This is a genomic window from Streptococcus sp. FDAARGOS_256, assembly GCF_002289235.2.
In the GTDB taxonomy this organism is placed as follows: Bacteria; Bacillota; Bacilli; order Lactobacillales; family Streptococcaceae; genus Streptococcus.
Window position 1 is genome coordinate 317,257 of record NZ_NTGM02000001.1, and the last position, 26,230, is coordinate 343,486.

At 40.6% G+C, this 26,230-nt stretch carries 14 protein-coding genes; 12 read left to right on the top strand and 2 right to left on the bottom strand.

Features of this window, described 5'->3' with window-relative positions; translation table 11 throughout:
- The first annotated feature begins 337 nt into the window (after positions 1 to 337).
- From A6J84_RS01770 to A6J84_RS01780, 3 genes are all read left to right on the top strand, one after another.
- Positions 338 to 5,473 (top strand): SpaA isopeptide-forming pilin-related protein, encoded by a 5,136-nt coding sequence (locus tag A6J84_RS01770; protein ID WP_095725905.1) that lies wholly within the window; start codon positions 338 to 340, stop codon positions 5,471 to 5,473.
- A gap of 593 nt (positions 5,474 to 6,066) precedes the next feature.
- Positions 6,067 to 9,432 (top strand): Cna B-type domain-containing protein, encoded by a 3,366-nt coding sequence (locus A6J84_RS01775; RefSeq protein WP_095725906.1) that lies wholly within the window; start codon positions 6,067 to 6,069, stop codon positions 9,430 to 9,432.
- A 206-nt stretch (positions 9,433 to 9,638) separates the two neighbouring features.
- Positions 9,639 to 10,379: a class I SAM-dependent methyltransferase gene (locus tag A6J84_RS01780; RefSeq protein WP_070657481.1), complete on the top strand. Its 741-nt coding sequence runs from the start codon at positions 9,639 to 9,641 to the stop codon at positions 10,377 to 10,379.
- 80 nt (positions 10,380 to 10,459) lie between these two features.
- Here A6J84_RS01780 and A6J84_RS01785 read toward each other — a convergent pair whose 3' ends face one another.
- Positions 10,460 to 10,819 carry a DUF3397 domain-containing protein gene (locus A6J84_RS01785; RefSeq protein WP_000525394.1) on the bottom strand — a complete coding sequence of 120 codons (360 nt, stop codon included), beginning with the start codon at positions 10,817 to 10,819 and terminating at the stop codon, positions 10,460 to 10,462.
- Positions 10,820 to 10,910: 91 nt separating this feature from the next.
- Between A6J84_RS01785 and A6J84_RS01790 the strand changes: the two genes are divergently transcribed.
- Genes A6J84_RS01790 through A6J84_RS01810 form a run of 5 tightly spaced genes read left to right on the top strand, consistent with a single transcriptional unit; the run spans position 10,911 to position 15,611 of the window.
- Positions 10,911 to 11,867, top strand: coding sequence for a TIGR01212 family radical SAM protein (locus A6J84_RS01790; protein ID WP_049549786.1), 957 nt, complete (start codon positions 10,911 to 10,913; stop codon positions 11,865 to 11,867).
- Positions 11,851 to 12,408, top strand: coding sequence for a tRNA (mnm(5)s(2)U34)-methyltransferase (locus tag A6J84_RS01795; RefSeq protein ID WP_095725907.1), 558 nt, complete (start codon positions 11,851 to 11,853; stop codon positions 12,406 to 12,408). Before A6J84_RS01790 ends, A6J84_RS01795 begins: the two co-directional genes overlap by 17 nt.
- Positions 12,401 to 12,655 (top strand): hypothetical protein, encoded by a 255-nt coding sequence (locus tag A6J84_RS01800; RefSeq protein ID WP_000361094.1) that lies wholly within the window; start codon positions 12,401 to 12,403, stop codon positions 12,653 to 12,655. The genes A6J84_RS01795 and A6J84_RS01800 overlap by 8 nt, the downstream gene beginning before the upstream one ends.
- An 11-nt stretch (positions 12,656 to 12,666) precedes the next feature.
- Positions 12,667 to 14,721 carry a cation:proton antiporter gene (locus A6J84_RS01805; RefSeq protein WP_102962121.1) on the top strand — a complete coding sequence of 685 codons (2,055 nt, stop codon included), beginning with the start codon at positions 12,667 to 12,669 and terminating at the stop codon, positions 14,719 to 14,721.
- Between the two features lie 29 nt (positions 14,722 to 14,750).
- On the top strand, positions 14,751 to 15,611 hold the full coding sequence (locus A6J84_RS01810; protein WP_095725908.1) for a YihY/virulence factor BrkB family protein: 861 nt from the start codon (positions 14,751 to 14,753) through the stop codon (positions 15,609 to 15,611).
- Positions 15,612 to 15,650: 39 nt separating this feature from the next.
- Here A6J84_RS01810 and queA read toward each other — a convergent pair whose 3' ends face one another.
- Positions 15,651 to 16,679, bottom strand: coding sequence for a tRNA preQ1(34) S-adenosylmethionine ribosyltransferase-isomerase QueA (queA, locus tag A6J84_RS01815; RefSeq protein ID WP_095725909.1), 1,029 nt, complete (start codon positions 16,677 to 16,679; stop codon positions 15,651 to 15,653).
- A gap of 149 nt (positions 16,680 to 16,828) precedes the next feature.
- Between queA and A6J84_RS01820 the strand changes: the two genes are divergently transcribed.
- The 4 genes from A6J84_RS01820 to A6J84_RS01835 all read left to right on the top strand — a co-directional run bounded on the left by A6J84_RS01820 (position 16,829) and on the right by A6J84_RS01835 (position 26,091).
- Complete coding sequence (locus tag A6J84_RS01820; protein ID WP_000864609.1) at positions 16,829 to 17,536, top strand: glucosamine-6-phosphate deaminase; 708 nt, start codon at positions 16,829 to 16,831, stop codon at positions 17,534 to 17,536.
- A gap of 292 nt (positions 17,537 to 17,828) precedes the next feature.
- The gene (locus A6J84_RS01825; RefSeq protein WP_095725910.1) at positions 17,829 to 24,623 is read left to right on the top strand and encodes a GEVED domain-containing protein; all 6,795 of its coding nucleotides are present in this window, start codon (positions 17,829 to 17,831) and stop codon (positions 24,621 to 24,623) included.
- Between the two features lie 214 nt (positions 24,624 to 24,837).
- The gene (locus A6J84_RS01830) at positions 24,838 to 25,455 is read left to right on the top strand and encodes a class I SAM-dependent methyltransferase (RefSeq protein WP_095725911.1); all 618 of its coding nucleotides are present in this window, start codon (positions 24,838 to 24,840) and stop codon (positions 25,453 to 25,455) included.
- Between the two features lie 12 nt (positions 25,456 to 25,467).
- On the top strand, positions 25,468 to 26,091 hold the full coding sequence (locus A6J84_RS01835; protein ID WP_095725912.1) for a Type 1 glutamine amidotransferase-like domain-containing protein: 624 nt from the start codon (positions 25,468 to 25,470) through the stop codon (positions 26,089 to 26,091).
- The last annotated feature ends 139 nt before the right edge of the window (positions 26,092 to 26,230 follow it).

Consider the following 26,230-nt stretch of genomic DNA (forward strand, 5'->3'; position numbering starts at 1 on the left):
CACTATCTGGTATCGAAAACGAGATGAACTTATTTTTTAAAAAATGGCGGTAAAATATACCAGATTTTGTTTCGATGATAGGAGAAGAAAAGATACAAAGCGGTTAATATACGGATGTGAAAAAGTCGATTTCAACCTGTAAGAAAAAATTGGATTTTTTTTATAAAAATTTGCTTGATAGTTCTAGCCTTTTTCTTCATAGTATGATAAAATGTGGATGTAATGTGGCTAATAATTTTCGCTTGAAAAAGGAGAATGGTGATTAGTTGGGGACAATCATTTAGTTTACTATTACATTGTACATTTACAACTGAATATTATAAGAAAGGAAGATTAAATGAACAAGAAAATAAGATCTTGGATTCAGATCCTTATTCTTTGTTTGGGAGTTATTCTCCAATCATTTGCCCCTCTGACGCAAGTACATGCGACAGAGTATAATGATGTGATCACTAGTGTTGGTGTTGAAAACAGATCTGGTGAAGCTTTAACGCAAGGGTTGGATATTTGGCAAGAATTCCGTCTTACTGCAGATTTTGTTTTGCCAGATAATACGGTGCATGAAGGTGATACAACAACACTTCAATTGCCATCAGAGATTACATTTTCAAACTCTTCAGACATTGAATTACGAGATGCTTCTAACAATCTTGTAGCTACTGGTCGTTTAGATGCAGCTAGCAAAACAATTACTCTAACTTACACAAAGTTTGTTGAGAATAATTCTGGCGTTAGGGGGAAATTCTTTGTCTATGTTCGAGTTGACCATGATGTTGTTTCAGAAGAAAAAGACATTGATGTCAATATTACTGTAGGACATAGAGTTCTATTTGCAGGGAAAATCCGTTACAACGGCCCTCCAGGGAAATACGACTCTAAAATTGAAAAGAGTTCCTTCCAATACAAGGATGACGAGAAAAATGTAATCCGTTATAACATTACTGTAAACCGCAATATGGCGAACTACAGTGATGTCACTATCAAAGATGCTTTCTCTTCTCCAAATATGACCTTCCTACCAGATACTTTTCGTATTTACAAAGTAGATTGGAGTTGGAATAACGGAGACTGGAAATGGACTAATGCTCAGGATATGACCGAAACCTTTAAAAACCAACTAGTGGTAAATGCGAATGGTGATGGTTTCACCCTTCCTTTAGGAGATACTAATGGTTTTGGTTATATGATCGAGTATCGAGCTAAAGCGAATTATGATCTAGTCGATGGTGAGGAAATCACGAACGTAGCCAACATGAGCTACAATGGTAGTGAGAATGAACAATCAACCAGCACACGTACCTACCAGATTGCAGGTGGTGTTGCAGAAGGATATGTTTTCACCATTAAAATTCATAAGGTAGACGAAGCAGGCCAACCTCTGCAAGGTGCAGTTTTTGAAGTGATTCGTGATCGTAACCAAGCTGTTGTTGGACGATTGACAACAGATTCTGATGGTAACGCTAGTGTAGGTAAATTGTTGCGAGACAACTATACAATTCGTGAAGTAACGGCTCCTTTTGGCTATGACAAACTAACTGAAGATATTAAAATTTCTCCAGATGAGTTTGGCTCAGATAAATCTGTAGAACGTCGAATTGAAAATAAGAAGACACCTCCGAAGACTCCAACTGAGAAAGAGATTACTTTCAAAAAGGTGGATCCAAATGGGAAAGAAATCCCAGGTGCCGAACTTAAAATCTACAGCGGAGATCGTGTAAGACCAGAAGCTCCACCTGTAGCAGACTGGACAACAGAAGCTAATACTTCTAAAGTGATTAAATTAGCTCCTGGTACCTATACTCTAACAGAGTCCGTTGCTCCAGATGGGTATCAGTATGTTGATGATGTTACCTTCACGGTCAATGCTGATGGTTCTATTACAATTGTCAAAAAAGGTACAACAGATACTGTCGTAACAACTGGTTCTGTTTTGTCAATCACTGACAAAGAGGATACAACTCCAAAGGCTATTACCTTCAGTAAAGTCAATCTTGGAGGAAATGAAATCGCTGGTGCTCAGATTAAGATCTACAAGGGCGACAAGGCAGAAGGCACAGCCGTAGAAAGCTGGACTTCAACTGACCAACCTAAGCAACTGAATCTTGAACCAGGCATCTACACTTTCCATGAGGAAGCAGCCCCAACTGGATACCTCAAAGTAACGGATATTACTTTCCAAGTTAACTATGATGGCACAGTTAAAGTTACCAATGTTGGTACCAAGGATGCTAAAGGCGAGGACAATACAGTCGTAACTGATGGTTCAACAATCAAAGTCACTGATAAAGATGACGATAGCCCACGTAAGATTACCTTTAGCAAGGTTAGCCTTGGTGGAACAGAAATCGCAGGTGCTCAAATCAAGATCTACAAGGGCGATAAAGCAGAAGGCACAGCCGTAGAAAGCTGGACTTCAGAAGCTGGTAAGTCTAAAGACTTGAACTTGTCCCCAGGTACTTACACCTTCCATGAGGAAGCCGCTCCAACTGGTTACCTCAAAGTAACGGACATCACTTTCCAAGTCAAACATGACGGCACAGTGGAAGTGACCAACGTTGGTGAGAAAGACTCTAAGGGTGAAGATAACAAGGTCGTAACCAACGGCTCAACTGTTACAGTAACGGATAAAGACGATGATAGTCCAAAAGCCATTACTTTCAGTAAAGTTAACCTTGGTGGAACAGAAATCGCTGGTGCACAAATCAAGATCTACAAGGGCGATAAGGCAGAAGGTACAGCTGTAGAAAGCTGGACTTCAGAAGCTGGTAAGTCTAAAGATCTCAACTTGGCTCCAGGTACTTACACCTTCCATGAGGAAGCCGCTCCAACAGGCTACCTCAAAGTAACAGATATTACTTTCAAAGTGAAAACTGACGGAACAGTAGAAGTAACCAATGTCGGCGAGAAAGACTCTAAGGGTGAAGATAACAAGGTCGTAACCAACGGCTCAACTGTTACAGTAACGGATAAAGACGATGATAGTCCAAAAGCCATTACTTTCAGTAAAGTTAACCTTGGTGGAACAGAAATCGCAGGCGCTCAAATCAAGATCTACAAGGGCGATAAGGCAGAAGGCACAGCTGTAGAAAGCTGGACTTCAGAAGCTGGTAAGTCTAAAGACTTGAACTTGTCCCCAGGTACTTACACCTTCCATGAGGAAGCCGCTCCAACTGGTTACCTCAAAGTAACGGACATCACTTTCCAAGTCAAACATGATGGCACAGTGGAAGTGACAAACGTTGGCGAGAAAGACTCTAAGGGTGAAGATAACAAGGTCGTAACCAACGGCTCAACTGTTACAGTAACGGATAAAGACGATGATAGTCCAAAAGCCATTACTTTCAGTAAAGTTAGCCTTGGTGGAACAGAAATCGCAGGAGCTCAAATCAAGATCTACAAGGGCGATAAAGCAGAAGGCACAGCCGTAGAAAGCTGGACTTCAGAAGCTGGTAAGTCTAAAGATCTCAACTTGGCCCCAGGCACTTACACCTTCCATGAGGAAGCAGCTCCAACTGGTTACCTCAAAGTAACGGATATCACTTTCCAAGTCAAACATGATGGCACAGTGGAAGTGACAAACGTTGGTGAGAAAGACTCTAAGGGTGAAGAAAACAAAGTTGCCACAAACGGTTCAACTGTAACTGTAACCGATAAAGACGATGACCTTCCACGTAAGATCACCTTCAGCAAGGTTAGCCTTGGTGGAACAGAAATCGCAGGAGCTCAAATCAAGATCTACAAGGGCGATAAAGCAGAAGGCACAGCCGTAGAAAGCTGGACTTCAGAAGCTGGTAAGTCTAAAGATCTCAACTTGGCCCCAGGCACTTACACCTTCCATGAGGAAGCAGCCCCAACCGGTTACCTCAAAGTAACGGACATCACATTCCAAGTCAAACATGACGGCACAGTGGAAGTGACAAATGTTGGCGAGAAGGACTCTAAGGGTGAAGCTAACACAGTTGCAACCAATGGTTCAACTGTTACGGTGACTGACAAAGATGATGACCTTCCACGTAAGGTTACCTTCAGTAAGGTCAACCTAGGCGGTATAGAAATCGCTGGTGCTGAAATCAAGATCTACAAGGGCGAGAAAGCTGAAGGTACAGCCGTAGAAAGCTGGACATCCGAAGCTAACCAGTCTAAGGACATCAACTTAGTACCTGGCACTTATACCTTCCATGAGGAAGCTGCACCAACAGGTTACCTCAAAGTGACCGATATCACATTCCAAGTCAAACATGACGGCACAGTGGAAGTGACGAACGTTGGCGAAAAAGACTCTAAGGGTGAAGACAACAAGGTTGTGACTGCTGGTTCTAAAGTCACCGTGACCGATAAGGATGATGATCTTCCACGTAAGGTGACCTTCAGTAAGGTTAGCCTTGGTGGCGAGGAAATCGCTGGTGCGGAAATCAAGATTTTCAAAGGCGATAAAGCAGAAGGTCAAGCTGTTGAAAGCTGGACATCTGAAGCTAACAAGTCTAAGGACATCAACTTAGCCCCAGGAACTTACACTTTCCATGAGGAAGCGGCTCCAACGGGTTACCTCAAAGTGACCGACATCACATTCCAAGTCAAGCATGATGGCACAGTGGAAGTGACAAATGTTGGTGAAAAAGACTCTAAAGGTGAAGAGAACAAAGTCGTAACCAACGGCTCAACAGTAACTGTAACCGATAAAGACGATGACCTTCCACGTAAGATTACCTTCAGCAAGGTTAGCCTTGGTGGAACAGAAATCGCTGGTGCACAAATCAAGATCTACAAGGGCGACAAGGCAGAAGGTACAGCCGTAGAAAGCTGGACTTCAGAAGCTGGTAAGTCTAAAGATCTCAACTTGGCTCCAGGCACTTACACCTTCCATGAGGAAGTAGCTCCAACTGGTTACCTCAAAGTAACGGACATCACTTTCCAAGTCAAATACGACGGCACAGTGGAAGTGACAAATGTTGGTGAGAAAGACTCTAAAGGTGAAGAAAACAAAGTCGTAACCAACGGCTCAACAGTAACTGTAACCGACAAAGACGATGACCTTCCACGTAAGATCACCTTCAGCAAGGTAAATCTAGCGGGTGAAGAAATCGCGGGTGCAAAAATCCAAATTTTCCGTGGAGAAAAAGTTGCAGGTAATCCTGTGGCTGAATGGACTTCAAAAGCCAAACAATCACATGTACTTGATTTGACTCCGGGAGTATATACTTTCCATGAAGAGGCCGCTCCAACTGGATACTTAGCAGTAACAGATATTACATTCCAAGTTAACTACGACGGAACTGTAACAGTGGTAAATGCTAGTGGAAATCAGGTTGAGTTTAAGGATGGTAAGTTAGTAGTAACGGACCAAACTGAACCAGAAAATCCTAACCTACCAAACACTGGAAGCGAATCTGGACAAGCTGCATTAGCAGCAGGTTTAGCTCTTCTAGCTTTAGGTGCAGGTCTTGTTGCAACTAAACGAAGAAAAGAAGACTAATCTCATTTAGTAGCCAATAAGTACAGTAAAGAAAGATCAGGGATAACCCCCTGGTCTTTTTTCTATGATTCAGAATAATGAAATATGATAAATTAAACTATTTACCAGTATGGTATATGACTATTGCTAAATCTCTTCTGATTTTTACTTATATAAAATAGTTTGGATAATTATTAAGGTGTATCAAACTTATAAATAAATGGAACGTTTTGTGCATTGTTCCTTTCTGTTTGTTTAAAAGAGAAGTTGTTCGTAAGTGTTCACTATACTTAAAGAAACTTCAGTCTGATGAAAGAATTAATTTTTATGGCAGTAATTTTACACTGTGTCAATATTTTCAAAAGGCAATAACCTCATAATATTACAAAAAAAGTTAATTTTGTTTTATAATGAAATTAAAGGAGGTTTCTATATTAAAAATAGAACAAATATGATAAATATTGCACTCACATATAGTTATGAAACATGTTAATATGATGTAACTTATTCAATAACCCTCATGGATTTCAACGAATTCGAAAGGAGATGAGTGTTGAGATTTTATAATCATAGTTTGTCGTTTTAATGTTTTCGGTAATTTAGAAAGGAAGATTATGAAGAACAAGAAATTTTGGTTACCCATCCTAACTTCTCTGGCCTGTTTGCTAGGGATAATCTTTGCTCCAAATTCAGTTCAAGCAAAGGAACTGAAGAACGTTATCAGTAATATTGGAATTTGGGAGGTTGATAATGGTAAGTTTATAAAACCAGATGCGAATGGTGTTTATACACTTTCTCCTGAACATCATAACTACTCAAATTATAAATTCACTGTTGATTACGATTTGAGCGCCTATGATGGTAAATTAGAGGACGGTGATACCTTTACCTTTACTGTTCCGAGCCCTTTAACTGTTAGAAATGAAACTTTTGATTTAAAAGATAAGGAAACAGATCTCGTTATCGGAGAAACTCAAATTGTATCAAACGGGGATAATAATGGTGGTAAGGCGACTATTACATTAAAAAATCTGAAAACCTATCTTGAGAAAAAAGGTGGCTATCAAGTCCAAAACGTTAAAGGAAATTTCTTTGTTGGTTTTAGTTCTAAAAATGAATTAAGCAATGAAACGCTCCGTTTTGATAAGACGGAAACTATAAATGAAATTACCCATCAAATTAAGGTCAAAAAAGGGGAAGCCTCTGATTATTCTGAAGGAATTGGACGTGCTAATTTCAGTAAGTATCATGGTCTGATTTACAAAGAGGATTGGACATCTAGTGCTCTAAATAAGAGTGGACAATATTTACACAGTTGGTATGTTCGAGCTAATCCTAAACAAGCTGCCTATAACAAAATTGAAATTCATGACTGGGTTGACCCAAATGCCTCACCGATGCAGATGATTCCTGAAACATTTAAAGTTACGGCAGGTTGGTACGATAAATCTTATTACTTTAAAGATGAGGTGGTTTTAGAAGCTGGTAAGGATTACCAAGTAAAATGGAATGATTCTTACACAGAATTTACTTTAACAATTAACAATGCATCTTCAATTCTTGCGAAGAACGGGAAACCAGCAGCATTTCGAATTAATTATAAAACAAGTGCTCCAGCTGATGGCACGCAAGTCCAAAACAATGCTGAAATGAAGGGTGATGACCAGATTCTAACATATGACGACTATAGTAATAAGACAGTCGTTAAGCAAATCGGAAACTCAGTCGTTGCTTCTGGTGGTACAATTCAGTTAGAAACAGGGTACCGTATCATTCTTTACAAGGTCGACGAGCTGACTCTTGACCGTCTAAAAGGAGCAAAATTCAAGATTACTCCTCCAGCAGGAGCTACGGCTAAAGAAGAAATTGTAACGACAAATGATAACGGAATTGCTGAATCATCTATTTACTCAGAAAGTGATATCAAGAAAGGGAACTTTACAGTAACCGAGATTGAGGCTCCTGAGGGATATGAGTTGAATCCTACTCCATTTGAGATGACTGTTGGACAAGATGGAGCTATCAAAACAGTTACAAATAAACGTAGCAAAGCTAAAGTTAAGATTAAAGCTAATAAAAAACTTACAGGTCGTGAGTTGAAGGCTGAAGAGTTTGAATTCACTTTAACAGACCAAGATGGTAAGGTGAAAGAAACTGTGAAGAATGACAAAGACGGAAACATTGCTTTCTCAGAATTGGAATTCGACAAAGCAGGGACTTATACCTTTAAAATTGCTGAAAAAGCTGGCAGCGATACAAGCATCAAGTTCGACACTAAAACTGTCACGGCTACAGTTACTGTAGTAGATAAGGGCAAAGGTGCACTTGAAGCAACTGTTTCTTACGATGACGAAAAGGCTTTCGAGAATACTTACACTCCAGCAAAAACTCAAGTTTCTGTTAAGAAAGTATGGAAGGACGAGAACAACCAAGACGGTAAACGTCCAACTTCTGTCACAGTTAAATTGATTGCAGATGGTCAAGATACTGGTAAAACACTTGAGCTCAATGCCGCAAATGATTGGACTGGAAGCTTCAAAGACCTTGATGCTGATAAAGGCGGCACACCTATCCAGTACACGGTAGTAGAAGTAACTGTTGCTGGTTACACTTCTAAGGTTACTGGTGACGCTGCATCAGGATTCACTATCACAAATAGCTATTCACCAGAAACAGTTGATGTAAAAGCAACTAAGAACTGGGATGACGCTAATAACCAAGACGGCAAACGTCCGACTAAGATTACAATCAATCTTTTAGCAGACGGTAAGAAAGTTGATTCGAAAGAAATTCAGGCTGCTGCAGACGGAACATGGACTGCTACATTCGAAAAATTAGCAAAATATAAAGCTGGTAAAGAAATCAAATACACTGTAACAGAAGAAGCCGTAGCAGAATACGAAGCGACTATTACAGACTTTACCATCACAAACAAATATGCTCCTAAAGAAATTGACTACAAGGTAACAAAAGTATGGAACGATGCGAACAACCAAGACGGTAAACGTCCTGAGTCCGTAACGGTTCAACTTTATAAAAAAGTAGGAAATGCAGATCCAGTAGCCGTTGAAGGTAAGAAATTGACCTTAACAGCTAAGGAAAAGACTGATGATAACACTTGGGTAGCATCCTTCACCAATCTTCCACAATACGAAGCTGGAAAAGAAATCACCTATTCTATCAAGGAAGTGGATGTACCAGCTGGTTACGAATCTTCTGTGACTGGTCAAGTAGTTACAAACAATTACACACCAAAAACAGTAGTTCTTTCCGGAACTAAGGTTTGGAAAGATAACAACAACCAAGACGGCAAACGTACAACATCTGTGAAAGTTCAAATTCTTAAAAACGATAAAGAAGTTGTTCAAGAAATTGAAGTATCAGAAGCAACTGGTTGGAAGTTCGAATCAAAAGCACTTCCTAAGTATGAAAATGGTCAAGAAATCAAGTACACTGTCAAAGAAGTAGCTGTTGCATCATACGAAACAATAATTACTTCAGAAAAAGATGGTAAGTACACTATTATCAACAAACATACACCGTTGAAAACTACTGTAAAAGGTAAGAAGATCTGGAAAGATGAAGATAACAAAGACGGTATCCGTCCATCTTCTGTCACTGTGAAACTTCTTGCAGATGGTAAGGAAACTGGTCAGACAGCTACAGTGTCAGAAACAAATGGCTGGACTTATGAGTTCACAGGTCTTGATCGTTATCAAGAAGGTAAGGAGATTGCCTACACTGTTGAAGAAGTGAATGTTCCGGATGGTTATACAGCTTCAGTAGAAGGTTACAACATTACAAATACACACACTCCTGAAAAACCAACACCTGGCAAACCAAATGAACCAGGTAAGCCTAAAAAAGGTGGGGAATTGCCTAATACAGGAAGCGAGTCTAACCAAGTGGCTCTAGTAGCTGGAATCGCCCTTCTTGGATTGGGAACAGGATTCTTGGCAAGACGCAAAAAAGAAGATTAAGTTTTTTAAACGGTATCTTTCACGAAATTTTGCAACACATTTTAAAAGTAAAAACAAGTGTCAATGGAAATTGGCACTTGTTTTTTTGTAACTGACCCTGGTTCTACTACCGGATACAAGTGGATAGTTGCCACTTACTGAAAAGCTATTGTTTTCGCTACGAAATCCTCTATAATAGGTGACAAATAAAAAAGGAGATGTTACATATGATTGAAACAAGATTACAAGATAAATTGAAGCCAGGTTTGGAGGTAGAAAATTTTCAAAAAGATGGCGATATCTATCTGTCTCTTAATCCAGATTATCTATCTGGAGATAATGCTAAATACATGACCATGTATAACCGTATGGCTCGCTGGTACGATATGAGTGAGAAATGGATAGGACCACTTCTCCACGGCAAATCAATTGATAAGTTGAGAAGGGATCTGATGGAGGAAATAGAATGGAAAGATAATTTATCTGTTCTTTATGTTTCTATCGGGACTGGTCAAGACCTCCGTTATATCCCTGAGACAATTGACCTGAAAAGTTTAGACTTTGTAGGGGTAGATATTTCTATCAGTATGCTAGAAAAATGCCAGAAATCTTGCGCTAAAAAGACTAATTTGCAACTTTTCCATGCTTGCGCGGAGGATCTACCCTTTGCGGATAATAGTTTTGACATTGTCTACCATATTGGCGGAATCAATTTTTTCAATGATAAGGCCAAGGCTATGCAGGAAATGCTACGAGTGGCGAAGCCAGGAACCAAGCTTTTAATTGCAGATGAGACGGCTGACTATGTGGATCAGCAATATAAGAAAAATCATTTTAGTAAGGATTATTTTAAAGATGCTACTGTTGATTTGAGTGAAATTGAGAATGCTGTTCCAAGCGAAGTTAAGGAAAAGGAAATGAAACTTCTTTGGGATGGAAAATTCTACGCCTTAACATTTAGGAAATAAAAAAAGTATCTTGGTCGAGCTTAGAAAGTAAGTATGAAGATAAAAATATTCCCTTAGACAGCTGTCTGAGGGAATGTTTTTTATGGGAGCATCATCAATTCGACAATCATTGCTATGTAGATGATTAAGGTAAGGAGAAAACCAGCTCTCCAGAAAAACTTGATGAATTTAGGGTAATAAAAACTTCGTTTTTTGACAAGGAAAAAGACTACAAGGAGGATTGCTAGGAGAGAAAGTGCGACTCCAAGTCGCGGTAGAAAGTTGTGGGTAAAAGCTTTAGCAGTAATCAGATAGTACTCGAATACCAAAAGTGGAAAAGCTAGATCCGCGAAATTAAATCCTATTTTCCTAAGTCCGAAAAGCTTGGTGACAATAAAGCAAACCACCAAGGTTAATATCAATAATAAAATAGATGCTATTTTCATTAAAATCATACCCATATTGTATCATAAAAAAACGCTAAAGGAAATGAGAAACAAGGGAATTTGTTGGAAAGTCAGGCTTTTGAGATTGTAGGTGTTTTTTGTTATAATGAAAGTTATGAAATCTTATAATACCTTGAATGATTATTATCGAAAACTTTTTGGAGAAAAGACTTTCAAAGTTCCTATTGATGCGGGATTTGACTGTCCAAATCGTGATGGAACTGTAGCTCATGGTGGTTGTACTTTTTGTACGGTTTCGGGTTCTGGAGATGCCATCGTGGCACCGGATGCCCCTATCCGCGAGCAATTTTATAAGGAAATTGACTTTATGCACCGCAAGTGGCCAGAAGTTAAAAAGTATCTGGTTTATTTTCAAAACTTTACCAACACCCATGAAAAGGTGGAAGTGATTCGGGAACGATATGAGCAGGCTATCAACGAGCCAGGTGTAGTAGGGATTAATATCGGAACACGGCCAGACTGTCTGCCAGACGAAACCATCGAATATTTGGCTGAGTTATCGGAACGTATGCACGTGACAGTTGAATTGGGCTTGCAGACTACTTTTGAAGCAACCTCTGACCTGATTAACCGTGCCCATTCTTATGAATTGTATGTTGAAACAGTAAAACGCTTGAGGAAATATCCCAAGATTGAGATTGTTTCCCATTTGATTAACGGTTTGCCCGGTGAGACTCATGAGATGATGGTCGAAAATGTCCGTCGCTGTGTCACGGACAATGATATTCAAGGAATTAAACTGCACTTGCTTCACCTCATGACCAATACACGGATGCAGCGAGATTACCACGAAGGACGTTTGCAACTGATGAGTCAGGATGAGTATGTCAAGGTCATCTGTGACCAACTAGAAATCATTCCTAAGCATATCGTCATCCATCGAATTACAGGAGATGCACCGAGAGATATGCTGATTGGCCCTATGTGGAGCCTCAATAAATGGGAAGTGCTAAATGCTATTGAAACTGAAATGAGACGCCGCGGAAGTGTGCAAGGATGCAAGGCTGTAAAACAGGAGTTTAAAAATGAAAAGACCACTTGAGATGGCGCATGATTTTTTGGCGGAAGTTGTGACAAAAGAGGATATCGTAGTGGATGCGACCATGGGTAATGGCCACGATACGCTTTTTCTAGCCAAGCTAGCTAAGAAAGTCTATGCCTTTGATGTCCAGGAGCAGGCTTTGGAGAAGACGCGAGACCGTTTGGATCAGGCTGGAATGACAAATACCCAGTTAATCTTGCAAGGTCATGAGACACTTGATCAATTTGTTACAGAAGCTAAGGCAGGGATTTTTAATCTGGGTTATTTACCTTCTGCTGACAAATCCATCATCACCCAACCTCAGACTACTATCGAAGCATTAGAGAAACTGTGTCATTTGCTTGTCAAAGGAGGACGGATTGCGATCATGATCTACTATGGTCATGAAGGAGGAGATACCGAGAGGGACGCTGTATTGGATTTTGTTAGCCAGTTGAACCAACAAGAGTATACAGCTGCCATTTATCGGACTCTCAACCAAGTTAACAATCCACCGTTTTTAGTTATGATTGAAAAATTAGAAAGGTATAGACATGGATAAACAATACCTTCGTGAGAAGCTTGAGGCAATGCGCCAAAATTTTGTCGAGTCAACGCATCACGAGCGAGCAGTCGGGGTGCTCGATGAAGCACATATGAGCAAGAAAATGCTTAAAATTAAGAAAAAATTAGTAGCTCTTGAAATGGAACGATGCCAGAAAAAAATTGAGCACAAAGACTGTTCTAAGATTGATCAGAAAATCCAAGAGCAAAAGGAGATCTTTGAATCTTGTTGTAAAAAAGATTAAGGAGGAATTGTGTGGAATTACTCATTTACTTGATTCTATTTTTATTTGTCTTAATCATTTCAACCACGACCAATAAACTTCTCCCTTTTTTACCCCTTCCTCTTGTGCAAATCCTTTTGGGGATTGGGATTGGTTTATTTGTTCCCGATGCGGACTTTCATCTCAATACAGAGCTGTTTCTGGCCATGGTTATTGGTCCCTTACTTTTCCGGGAGGCAGAAGAAGCGGATATTACGTCCATTTTGAAGCATTGGCGGATTGTTGTCTTTCTGATTTTTCCTGTGATTTTTATCTCGACCTTAAGCTTGGGGGGCATGGCTCACTTCCTTTGGATGACTCTTCCTTTAGCTGCCTGTTTAGCAGTTGGAGCGGCACTTGGGCCAACAGATTTGGTTGCCTTTGCATCTCTTTCTGAACGTTTTCGTTTTCCAAAACGGGTTTCCAATATCCTAAAAGGGGAAGGACTCTTAAATGACGCTTCTGGTTTGGTTGCCTTTCAGATGGCTCTGGCTGCTTGGACAACAGGAACGTTTTCTCTCAGCCAAGCTGGAACTTCCCTAGCGCTTTCTATCCTTGGTGGTTTTGTAGTCGGTTTTGTGACGGCTATGGTCAATCGTTTTTTGCATAGCTTTTTACTGAGTGTGCGAGCGATAGATATAGCCAGTGAACTATTGCTAGAGCTAAGTTTGCCACTCATGACCTTTTTCATCGCAGAAGAGTTTCATGTTTCAGGAATTATCGCAGTAGTGGTTGCAGGTATTTTGAAGGCCAGTCGCTTTAAGAAAATTACGCTCCTTGAGGCTCAGGTAGACACCGTGACGGAGACCGTCTGGCACACCGTGACCTTTATGCTAAATGGATCAGTCTTTGTTCTCTTGGGAATGGAATTAGAATTGATTGCAGAGCCAATTTTGTCTAATTCTCTCTACAATCCCCTTCTTTTACTGCTTTCAGTTGTCGTTCTGACCTTCTTGCTTTTTGCGATCCGCTTTGTCATGATTGCTGGTTTTTACTTTGTGAGGACGCATCGACTTAAGAAAAAAATTCATAAGTACATGAAAGATATGCTTCTTTTGACCTTCTCTGGTGTCAAAGGGACAGTATCTATCGCGACCATTCTCCTCATACCAAGTCATTTGGAGCAGGAGTATCCTCTGTTACTCTTCCTTGTAGCAGGCGTTACACTGTTGAGCTTTTTAACAGGTTTACTAGTCCTCCCTCACTTATCTGAGGAACAAGAGGAAAGCAAGGACCATTTGATGCATATAGCGATTCTGAATGATGTAGCTGCAGAATTAGAAAAAGAGCTAGACCATCACAAGAATAAACTCCCTCTTTATGCAGCTATTGATAATTATCATGGTCGGATTGAAAATCTCATCCTTAGTCTGGAAAATAAGAGAGTCCAAGAGGACTGGGAGTCCCTAAAGCTTCTTATCTTGAGTATTGAGAGTGACGGTTTGGAGCAAGCCTATGAAGAAAATAGAATCAGCGAGCGTGGTTATCGAGTTTACCAACGTTACCTAAAAAACATGGAGCAGAGTATCAATCGGAATTTCGCTTCTAGAGTGACTTATTACTTCCTAGTTTCCTTACGGATACTGCGCTTTCTACTCCATGAAATGTTTACCTTTGGCAAAACTTTCCGTAGTTGGATGAATGAAGAATCTCGTAAACTACTAGCAGTTGACTATGATCAGATTTCAGAGTTGTATTTGGAAAATACAGAGCTGATTATCGAGAGTTTGGAAAACCTCAAAGGGGTTTACAAGAGTTCTCTGATTAGTTTTATGCAAGAGTCTCGTCTACGCGAGACGGCCATTATCGGAAGTGGTGCTTTTGTTGAGCGGGTTATCAATCGCATCAAGCCAAACAATATCGATGAAATGCTACGAGGCTACTATCTCGAACGTAAGGCAATCTTTGAATACGAAGAAGCTAAACTGATAACAGCCAAGTATGCCAAAAAACTACGCCAAAATGTGAATAATTTAGAGAATTATTCTCTGAAAGAAGCCGCAAATACTTTACCTTATGATATGCTAGATTTAATCAGAAGAACTTAGATGATGAAAAAAATGACGGAGGATGGAACATGAAAAAGTGGTGGAAAGAGCTGATGGACAGGCCCTTATTGAAAGCTTTTTTGCATTATTATCAAGCATCTGATAGTGAGTTGACCAGTGTTGCGGTTGCCTACTATTGGTTGATTTCAATCTTTCCTTTGCTAATGATAATGGTCAATATTTTGCCTTATTTTCAGATTCCGGTCTCAAATTTCTTACTGACGATCAAGGAATTTTTGCCTGATACGGTGTATGATGTGGTCGCCAAGATTGTCCGAGAAGTTCTGACTCAACCATCGACTGGTTTGCTGAGTTTTGCCGTTTTATCTGCACTATGGACCTTTTCGAAATCAATGGATTTCCTCCAAAAAGCCTTTAACAAAGCCTATGGAGTGACTAAGAGTCGAGGAATTATCTCCCATCAGTTGATGAGTCTACTTGTTAGTTTTGGCTTGCAGATTCTTTTTGCCTTAGCCTTGTTTTTGAGTATGTTTGGTCGTATGTTGCTCAACCTCCTCAAAACTTACTGGCAATCAGACAGTCCGCTATTTTCCTACCTGCAAGATTTTACAGGCCCTCTGGTCTATGCCTTGATCTTTACCATTCTGGTTATGATTTATTACTTCCTTCCAAAAGTAAAAGCACCACGAATCCGCTATGTTTTACCAGGAAGTGTCTTTGTCTTGCTAACTCTTATCTTTTTATTGAATATCTTTTCTGTCTACGTCAATAGTTATGTTAATCATCTGGTTGACGTTCGATTTTTCAGTTCCATTATCGTGGTGGTCATGATGTTCTGGTTTATTCTTATTGCAAAGATTTTGATTATCGGAGCAGTTATCAATGCCAGTGTTCAGAGTTTGAAAGATCCAAAGTTTGGTATGGAATAATTAGAAAAATCCCTATTAGGTTTCCTAATAGGGATTTTCTTAATAGATAAACATGGCATCTCCAAAACTGAAGAAGCGGTAGCGTTCTTGGATGGCATGGTGATAGGCATCTAGGACTAAGTCACGACCGGCAAAGGCAGAAACTAGCATAACAAGAGTTGACTTGGGTAGGTGGAAGTTGGTTGAAAAAGCATCCACAACCTTCCAGTCATAGCCTGGTTTGATAAAGATATTGGTCCAGCCAGAATCTGCTTGGATTTGCCCATTAAACTTGGAACCGATGGTTTCCAGTGTGCGGATTGAAGTGGTTCCTACAGCGATGACGCGACCTCCATTTTCCTTGACTGAGCGAAGGGTGGCAGCTGCTTCATCAGAAAGTTGGTAGAACTCCGAGTGCATTTCATGTTCGTCCAGATTGTCAACAGAAACAGGTCTAAAGGTTCCTAAACCAACGTGGAGGGTCAAATAAACCAAATGGACACCCTTGGCTTGGATTTCTGCTAGCAGTTCTTTGGTGAAGTGCAATCCAGCAGTCGGTGCTGCAGCAGAGCCACTTTCTTTAGCGTAAACCGTTTGATAACGTTCACGGTCATCTAGTTTTTCGTGGATGTAGGGTGGTAGTGGCATTTCACCCAGGCTTTCCAAAACTTCTAGGAAAATTCCTTGGTATTCAAAGCGGACAATGCGGCCCCCGTGGGTCAATTCTTCCGTAACGACAGCACTGAGACGACCATCTCCAAAGCTGACGCGAGCACCGACCTTGAGGCGTTTGGCAGGTTTAGCCAGAACTTCCCACTCATCACCAGCAGTATTTTTGAGCAGGAGAAGTTCCACATGTCCTCCGGTTTCCTCTTTTTGACCATAGAGGCGGGCAGGGAGAACGCGAGTGTCGTTCATGACAAGGGCATCACCAGGTTCCAGCATGTCGATAATAGAGTGGAAGTGTTTATCCTGCATTTCTCCCGTCTCGCGATTAACGATAAGGAGTTTGGAGGCATCTCGTTTTTCAAGGGGCGTTTGGGCAATCAATTCCTCAGGCAAGTGGAAATCAAAATCAGCAGTATTCATTTTTTCATCATTCTTTCTAAGTTCTAATCCTATCCATTATAACATGTTTCAAGTTTGGGCGCTCTTTTTTTAAAAATTAAATCGTTTTCACTTGACAAAAATTGGTCTATACCATATAATAAATATAGATTAAAATGGAGGATGAAAAGATGAAAGTTATTAAAGTTGAAAACCAAGTCGAAGGTGGAAAAGTTGCTTTTGAGATTTTGAAGGAAAAATTAGCCAATGGCGCTCAAACATTGGGACTTGCGACAGGAAGTAGTCCACTTGAGTTTTACAAAGAAATCGTTGAGAGTGACCTTGATTTTTCAAATCTAACCAGTGTGAACCTTGATGAGTATGTAGGGCTTGATGGGGACAATCCACAATCTTACCGTTACTTCATGCAAGAAAACCTGTTTAACCAAAAACCATTTAAAGAAAGTTTCTTGCCACGTGGTGTTAAGGATAATGCTGAAGAAGAAGTAGAACGCTACAATCAAATTTTAGCTGACCATCCTGTTGATTTGCAAATCTTGGGGATTGGTCGCAATGGACATATCGGCTTTAATGAGCCTGGCACTCCATTTGACAGTCAAACGCATCTAGTAGAACTTGACCAGTCTACTATCGAAGCCAATGCTCGCTTCTTTGACAAGATTGAAGACGTCCCAACCCAAGCCATTTCAATGGGAATTAAAAACATCTTGGATGCCAAGTCAATTATTCTCTTTGCTTACGGTGAGTCTAAAGCAGAAGCCATTGCTGGAACAGTGTCTGGTCCAGTGACTGAAAGTCTACCAGCAAGTAGCCTACAAAACCACCCTGACGTGACTATTATCGCTGATGCAGAAGCGCTCAGCTTACTTGAAAAATAAAAATTACACGAACCACTTGCTCTTTGGAGTGAGTGGTTTTTTGATTCTTATAAGCTAGAAGTGAAATTTTGATAATTTTGGTTTAAACTATAAAATATTTGAATAAAGAAATTATATAAATTTTAATGCAGGAAAAAAATATAACAAGATAATAATTGAAGTTAAGTATACGTAGTTTTTTTCTTTTATAATTTAAATAATAACTAAAATTTTTTAAGTTTACTTAGTAGCGAAGCTATAAAAAAAGTTGTATAATGTTCTGAGTTATAAAATTATAATTAAGGAGATTATAATGGGGAAAGATTTATTTAATCCACGCCTTCATAAGTTTTCTATTCGAAAACTAAATGTAGGTGTTTGTTCTGTGCTCTTGTCTACTTTTGTCCTTTTGGGAGCAACTTCTCAAGTTAGTGCTGATGAGACGAGTGTGACAAACTCTTTAAACGAGGTAGCTAAAACAAACCTTGATAAAACAACGGGGACTTCTATATCACCTACAGATTCTAAAACATCGGAAAAGTCTGAAACACCATCTGTAGTAGAATCCTCTCAACCAACTAAAGAAACAGCAACTTCAAATTCTGGAACAGAGCCTGCTGATAAAAAGAACAATGACAAATCGGTTATCTCTGAAACATCACAGTCTCCTGTTGAGAAACCAGTTACTTCTCCAGAAGATAAATCTACAGAGAGTGCTAAACCAGAAACTGCAGTTGCTCCAATAATTGCTGAACCTACTGAGACGTCTAGTGTTACTGAACAATCTACACGTTCTCGTAGAGTTCGTCGTGATACCCAGGCGACTTCAGTTGCACCAGCTAGTTATGCAGGTGCGGACGATGCGACTCCTGTACCACGTACATCTAAACCAGAATTGTCTGAATCAGAGAAGAAAGAAAGTACACAATTAGCAAAACAAATTAACTGGATTGATTTCTCTGATACAGCAAGCTTGAAAAACTTAGATCCTCAGGGAGGGTTTAAGATTGGAACTACTTATACGAAAGAAATTTCACCTGGTTATGTAGTTACCTTGACAGTTACTGAGCTTAAACCATTCCACGCTACTGAAATTTATAAAAAGCGTGTGGAAGGAACTTCATCTGCTGGAACTTATGATCCAAATGCAACAAACAGTTATTTAAAAAGTTGGAAAGATTATGGAAAAACTCCACCTCCTGTATCAGGTCAACCTCAAGATAAATGGAGTACTATTGGGGGACAAGGTTTTGATACACAAGGCCATAAAACACAAATTATCGTACCAGTTGATGGTGTAAACTGGGGGGTTAAATTTAAAATAGAAGCCACTTATCGTGGAAAAAAAGTAAAACCAGCAGTTGTTATGGCTGATGGAGAAGATGCTAACCCTGGTGAATATGGTATTTTTACCACTAACGGTGAAGGTTGGGAATACGTAGGAGAATGGATGAAAGGTCCTCGTGCAAAAGGTCCTTACACTGTTACGACTGAAGAACTTGTTAAGCAGGCTGACAAGACAACAAGAGGTGGTCTACTCATCCTAAAAGATAAGACTGTCGATTGGAATAAGTTTTTGAGTCCTGATACAGTTACAGGTGGTCTAGGTAGTCAAGTATTTGGACCAATAGTTTCAGCAAGTAAAGCAGTGCCAGTTGTAATGACCCGTGGGGCTTCTGAGGTAGGTTTTTATGTTGCGACCGCAGGGCAACAGGCACTTATGATGGGATTCTTGGTAGTTGATGGTGGTGATGCGCCAGAAAGTTACGGTGAAGCTCACCATACTATCTCTACACGCGATTCGATAACAAATGTTCAAATAAAGCAACCTTACTTAGGTTCTACAGAAGCAGATATCGATGTGGATTCTAAAAATGATTGGACTTCTGATGATCGTGAGGATGTTTCAGATGAAGGTCCGCAGCAATTGCTAACTGCTGATCAATATAACAATACTAACGACCTTTTGGATTTAAACAAAGCTAAGAATGGCACTTATACCCTTAAGATTAAGGCTAATCCAAATGGTAATGCTAAAGCATATGTCAAAGCATGGGTGGACTTCAATAATAATGGGAAATTTGATGATAATGAAGGCAGTGTAGTTAAAGAAATAACTGCTAATGGAGATCACACTTTAACATTTAATGCAATTCCGAGTCTTAGTGGTGGCTTAGTTGACCAACTTGGAATGCGTGTGCGTATTGCGACTAATGCAGGTGATATTGAGAAGCCTACCGGGATGGCATTTAGTGGTGAAGTAGAGGACATGTTGGTTCGTCGTACTTATCCACCTCAAGGTGAAAAGAAAGAAACAACAGGTCTTCAAGGTGAAACACAAAATGCTACAGTTCACTTCACACCTAAAGGACCAGATCGTTCAGACTTTGTAACTAATGCTAGCATGAGTAGCCAAGCGCCACAGATTTTGGATAATCAAGGAAATGTCTTGACTCCAACAAACGGCAATACTTATGTGCGTCCGGAAGGAACCTATGTAGTGACTACTAATGGAGATGATATCGATGTAGCGTTCACACCAAATGCAGACTTCACAGGAACTGCTGAAGGGATTAATATTCGTCGTACAGACTCAAACGGTTCATCAACTAACTGGCAATCAACTGATGCATCAAATCCAAATAAGAATGACATTTTGAACAATATGGATGGTCGATACATTCCTACTGTTCGAAAGATACCAACATATGAATCAACTGGTGTTCAAGGTCAAGAACAAAACAAAAATCTAATCTTTAATGATGGCGATCCAGATAAAACGCCAGTGACTCCAGATGCTTCACGCCCTGCGACCTTTGTGGATGCTAACGGCCAACCTATTATTGGTAACTCAGTTCCTGCTACATCCAATGGTCAGTCAGTTGGAACTTATGAGTTAGACCCTAACACTGGTCAAGTCACTTTCAAACCTAACAAAAATTTTGTTGGTACCCCAGACCCAGTTACTGTCCAAGTAAATGATTCTAACGGTGTTCCTTACCGAGCACATTATAAACCAACAGTGACTAAGGTAACACCAACCAGCACTAACGCAACCAGCACAGGCCCTCAAGGTGTTCCACAAACTGGTACTCCAAGCTTCCAAGGTGGTGACCCACTGGTTCCAATCGATGAAACAGTTGAACCAACCTTCGAAGATGGAAGTAAAGAGAAATCTATTCCAGGTCAAGGAACTTACACAATTGCGCCAGATGGAACTGTAACTTTCACACCAGACAAACAGTTTGTTGGAAACCCAGATCCAGTCACAGTGAAGCGTGTGGATAAGAACGGTACTCCAGTCACTGCGACCTACAGTCCAGAGTTTACGAAAGTGACACCAACTGGAACAGGTGATAAGACAGAGGGTCTGCAAGGTCAGGTCCAAGAAGGTAAAGTGACCTTCACTCCTGGCCATGCCTCAGTTCCATTCCCAGCTGATTCAACTCCACTATTTGACAATGGTACAACTGTGAAAGAAGTGCCAAATGTTGGTAAGTTCGAAGTGGATGCAGACGGTAAGGTGACCTTCACTCCTGATAAACAGTTCAAGGGTGAAACACCAGAGCTTGAATTGACTCGTGTGGATGCCAACGGAACTCCTGTTACTGTCAAGTACCAAGCAGTGGTGAAAGAAGTAACACCTACAGGAACCGGTGCAACAAGTACAGGTCCTCAAGGACTTCCACAAACTGGTACTCCAACCTTCCAAGGTGGCGATCCACTGGTTCCAATCGATGAAACAGTAGAGCCAACCTTCGAAGACGGAAGCAAAGAGAAATCTATTCCAGGTCAAGGAACTTACACGATTGCACCAGACGGAACTGTAACTTTCACACCAGACAAACAGTTTGTTGGAAACCCAGATCCAGTCACAGTCAAACGTGTTGATAAGAATGGCACTCCAGTTACTGCGACCTATAGTCCAGAGTTTACGAAAGTGACCCCAACAGGAACCGGTGCAACAAGTACAGGTCCTCAAGGACTTCCACAAACTGGTACTCCAACCTTCCAAGGTGGCGACCCACTTGTTCCAATTGATGAAACAGTTGAACCAGCCTTCGAAGATGGAAGCAAAGAGAAATCTATTCCAGGTCAAGGAACTTACACGATTGCACCAGACGGAACTGTAACCTTCACTCCAGACAAACAGTTTGTTGGAAACCCAGCTCCAGTCACAGTCAAACGCGTAGATAAGAACGGCACCCCAGTTACTGCGACTTACAGTCCAGAGTTTACGAAAGTAACCCCAACTGGTACGGGAGATAAGACAGAGGGTCTACAAGGTCAGGTCCAAGAAGGTAAAGTGACCTTCACGCCAGGCCATGACTCTGTTCCATTCCCAGCTGATTCAACTCCACTATTTGACAATGGGACAGCTATGAAAGAAGTGCCAAATGTTGGTAAGTTCGAAGTGGATGCAGATGGTAAGGTGACCTTCACCCCAGATAAGCAATTCAAGGGGGAAACACCAGAACTCGAATTGACTCGTATGGATGCCAACGGAACTCCTGTTACTGTCAAGTACCAAGCGGTGGTGAAAGAAGTAGTTCCAACCAGCACTAACGCAACCAGCACAGGTCCTCAGGGTGTTTCACAAACAGGAACTCCAAGCTTCCAAGGTGGTGATCCACTGGTTCCAATCGATGAAACAGTAGAGCCAACCTTCGAAGATGGAAGCAAAGAGAAATCTATTCCAGGCCAAGGAACTTACACGATTGCATCAGATGGAACTGTAACTTTCACTCCAGACAAACAGTTTGTTGGAAACCCAACTCCAGTCACAGTCAAACGCGTAGATAAGAATGGAACTCCAGTCACTGCGACTTACAGTCCAGAGTTTACGAAAGTAACACCAACAAGAACTAACGCAACCAGCACTGGCCCTCAGGGTGTTCCACAAACAGGCACCCCAACCTTCCAAGGTGGTGACCCACTGGTTCCAATCGATGAAACAGTAGAGCCAACCTTCGCAGATGGAAGCAAAGAGAAGAACATTCCAGGCCAAGGAACTTACACGATTGCGCCAGACGGTACAGTGACCTTCACACCAGACAAACAGTTTGTCGGAAACCCAGCTCCAGTCACAGTCAAACGCGTAGATAAGAACGGCACCCCAGTTACTGCGACTTACAGTCCAGAGTTTACGAAAGTAACCCCAACTGGTACGGGAGATAAGACAGAGGGTCTACAAGGTCAGGTCCAAGAAGGTAAAGTGACCTTCACGCCAGGCCATGACTCTGTTCCATTCCCAGCTGATTCAACTCCACTATTTGACAATGGGACAGCTATGAAAGAAGTGCCAAATGTTGGTAAGTTCGAAGTGGATGCAGATGGTAAGGTGACCTTCACCCCAGATAAGCAATTCAAGGGGGAAACACCAGAACTCGAATTGACTCGTATGGATGCCAACGGAACTCCTGTTACTGTCAAGTACCAAGCGGTGGTGAAAGAAGTAGTTCCAACCAGCACTAACGCAACCAGCACAGGTCCTCAGGGTGTTTCACAAACAGGAACTCCAAGCTTCCAAGGTGGTGATCCACTGGTTCCAATCGATGAAACAGTAGAGCCAACCTTCGAAGATGGAAGCAAAGAGAAATCTATTCCAGGCCAAGGAACTTACACGATTGCATCAGATGGAACTGTAACTTTCACTCCAGACAAACAGTTTGTTGGAAACCCAACTCCAGTCACAGTCAAACGCGTAGATAAGAATGGAACTCCAGTCACTGCGACTTACAGTCCAGAGTTTACGAAAGTAACACCAACAAGAACTAACGCAACCAGCACTGGCCCTCAGGGTGTTCCACAAACAGGAACTCCAAGCTTCCAAGGTGGTGATCCATTGGTTCCGATTGATGAAACAGTAGAGCCAACCTTCGCAGATGGAAGTAAAGAGAAGTCTATTCCAGGTCAAGGAACTTACACGATTGCGCCAGACGGAACTGTAACCTTCACCCCGGACAAGCAGTTTATCGGAAACCCAACTCCAGTCACAGTCAAACGTGTGGATAAGAACGGCACTCCAGTGACTGCGACTTACAGTCCAGAGTTTACGAAAGTAACACCAACTGGTAAAGGTACTTCTTCAGTTAACATTAAGGGACTTGTTCAAACAGGTACCCCAAGCTTCCAAGGTGGTGACCCACTGGTTCCAATCGATGAAACTGTGGCAGCAACATTTGAAGATGGATCAACTGAAAAAGTGATTCCAGGTCAAGGAACTTACACCATTGCGCCAGATGGAACAGTAACATTTACCCCAGACAAGCAGTTTGTCGGTAAACCAGATCCAGTAACAGTCAAACGCGTTGATAAGAACGGTACTCAAGTGACTGCGACCTATCGTCCAACAGTTGTAGATCCATCTACTGGTCATGATACGGCTTCTACAGGAGCAAAAGGCCAACCACAAATGGCAACCCCAACGTTTGAAGGACATATCGATAGTACAGTTCCACCAACATTTGAGGATGGTAGTACGACTATGGTTGTTCCGGGTGAAGGAAGTTATACAATTGATAAAGATGGTAAGATTACCTTTACTCCAGAACCAGACTTTGTTGGTACAGCTAAAGGATTGGTTGTGAAACGTTTGGATATGTATGGAAATGTAGTTACTGCTCATTACACACCAACTGTCCTTGGACAAACACAAGTGATTGATGCGACATCAGAAGGTCTTAAAGGTCAAACTCAGACTGGTAAACTAAACTTTACAGGTGATGTCGATCTGACAGTTCCGCCAACCTTTGAAGATGGAACAACTAAAAAAGTCGTTCCAGGTGAAGGAACTTATGTAATCTCACCAGATGGCACCGTCACCTTTACCCCTGAGGCAGACTTTGTAGGACAAGCCAAAGGTGTGAAAGTGATCCGTAAAGATCGCAATGGAAATATCATTTCAGGATTCTATACTCCAACAGTAGTAGAACTTCCTGTAGTTGAAAATCCAGAACAACAAGGTATTACAGAAGAAAGAACTACTAAAACTCTTCCAAATACGGGTTCTGAGGAGACATCTCACTTGACAGCTGGTCTATTGGCTGCTTTATCAGGTATGGGATTAATTTCTCTAGCTCAAAGAAAAAAATCTGAGGAAGAATAATTAGTGGTGAAAGTCATCTAATAAGTTGTTTTAGATACTTGATTGAAATGATTACATTCATTGCTATCTAAGAAGATGTCAGTCTAACAGAAAAAGAGAACCAATTGGTTCTCTTTTTTTGGTAATTGGTTTGAAAATCGTTTAATTATTCTGCATCAATTATTCACAATTTTACTAAAGTGGTATAATATAGCTATACAGGGAGGCTTGAACTTTGATTTATATAATTGGTTTTATTTGTTTTTTACTTGTAATGTTTCTGTTTAGTCGCTTAATTCAGCAATCAAAGAATCCTTCGGGCTTTCTAGGAAAACGAATGATGAAATTGTGGAATAGAGCCTATCTCCCCATGTTTGTATGGGCAATTCGTCATCTGGATAGGACATTTTACCCTGCAATCTTAGATGTAGGAGTTGGGAATGGCCGTTCAACCATCCTACTGAAAGAAACTTTTCCGCAAAGTACCATAACTGGAATCGATATTTCAGATACTGCAATAGCTCAAGCCAAACAGATAGAGATGACTAATCTAAATTTTGAACGAAGAGACGTTAGGGAGACAGGCTTTTCTGATGAAAGTGTTGATTTAATCACAGCCTTTCAAACTCATTTTCATTGGCGAGACCTAGAGGCTTCTTTTATGGAACTTCGAAGAATACTCAAATCAGACGGGATGCTCTTACTGGCTTGTGAATATAACAAGTTGTCTTACTTTTTACCAGAGGTCCAAAGCGAAGAAGCATTTAGACGATTCTTGTTATCAGTAGGATTTGAGCTCGTAACTAGTCAAAGAAAGGGATCATGGATTCTTTATAAAATTGTTAAAAATTAATGGAGGTACATCATGAAACAATTATTTTTATGTTCATACTTTGCTGGAGTCACAAAGCTTTTTAGCGATTATGCAAAGGAAAAGAATCTAGAAAACAAGGTTTTATTTATTCCTACCGCTGGGAACAAAGAGGATTATACTGCCTATATCGATGAGGCTCAGCAAACATTCAAAGATTTAGGATTTGAGATAGAGGTTCTAGATATTGCTTCTTGTAATCGAGAAACTGCACAGGCAAAGATTTTCCAAAGCAAAATTCTTTATATCTCTGGCGGGAATACATTTTATTTATTACAAGAATTAAAGAAAAAACAACTCCTATCTCTTATCAAAGAACAAATAAGAGATGGGCTGATCTATGTGGGAGAATCAGCAGGGGCTATCATTACCGCCAAGGATATTGACTACAATAAGCTCATGGATGACAAGACGGTAGCGAAAGAGTTATCGGATACAACGGGATTGGATGAAGTGGAGTTTTACATCCTTCCACATTATGGTGAGGAGCCTTTTACTGATAGTAGCAAGAAGACCTTTGAAACCTATAAAAATCAGCTCGACTTAATGCGAATGAACAATTCACAAGCTGTTATTGTAAATGATAAAGAAATAAAAGTTGTTTCTGAACAGGATTAAAATAATTTTTTTCGCTATTATGACATCTATTCTAATACGTTGTCCCTTTTAAAAAGAAAAGGGAAGATAATATAAGTTTATGGCAGTTTTCCCTTGACAATTATTCATTTTGCGTGTAAAATGGAATAGATCTTGAACT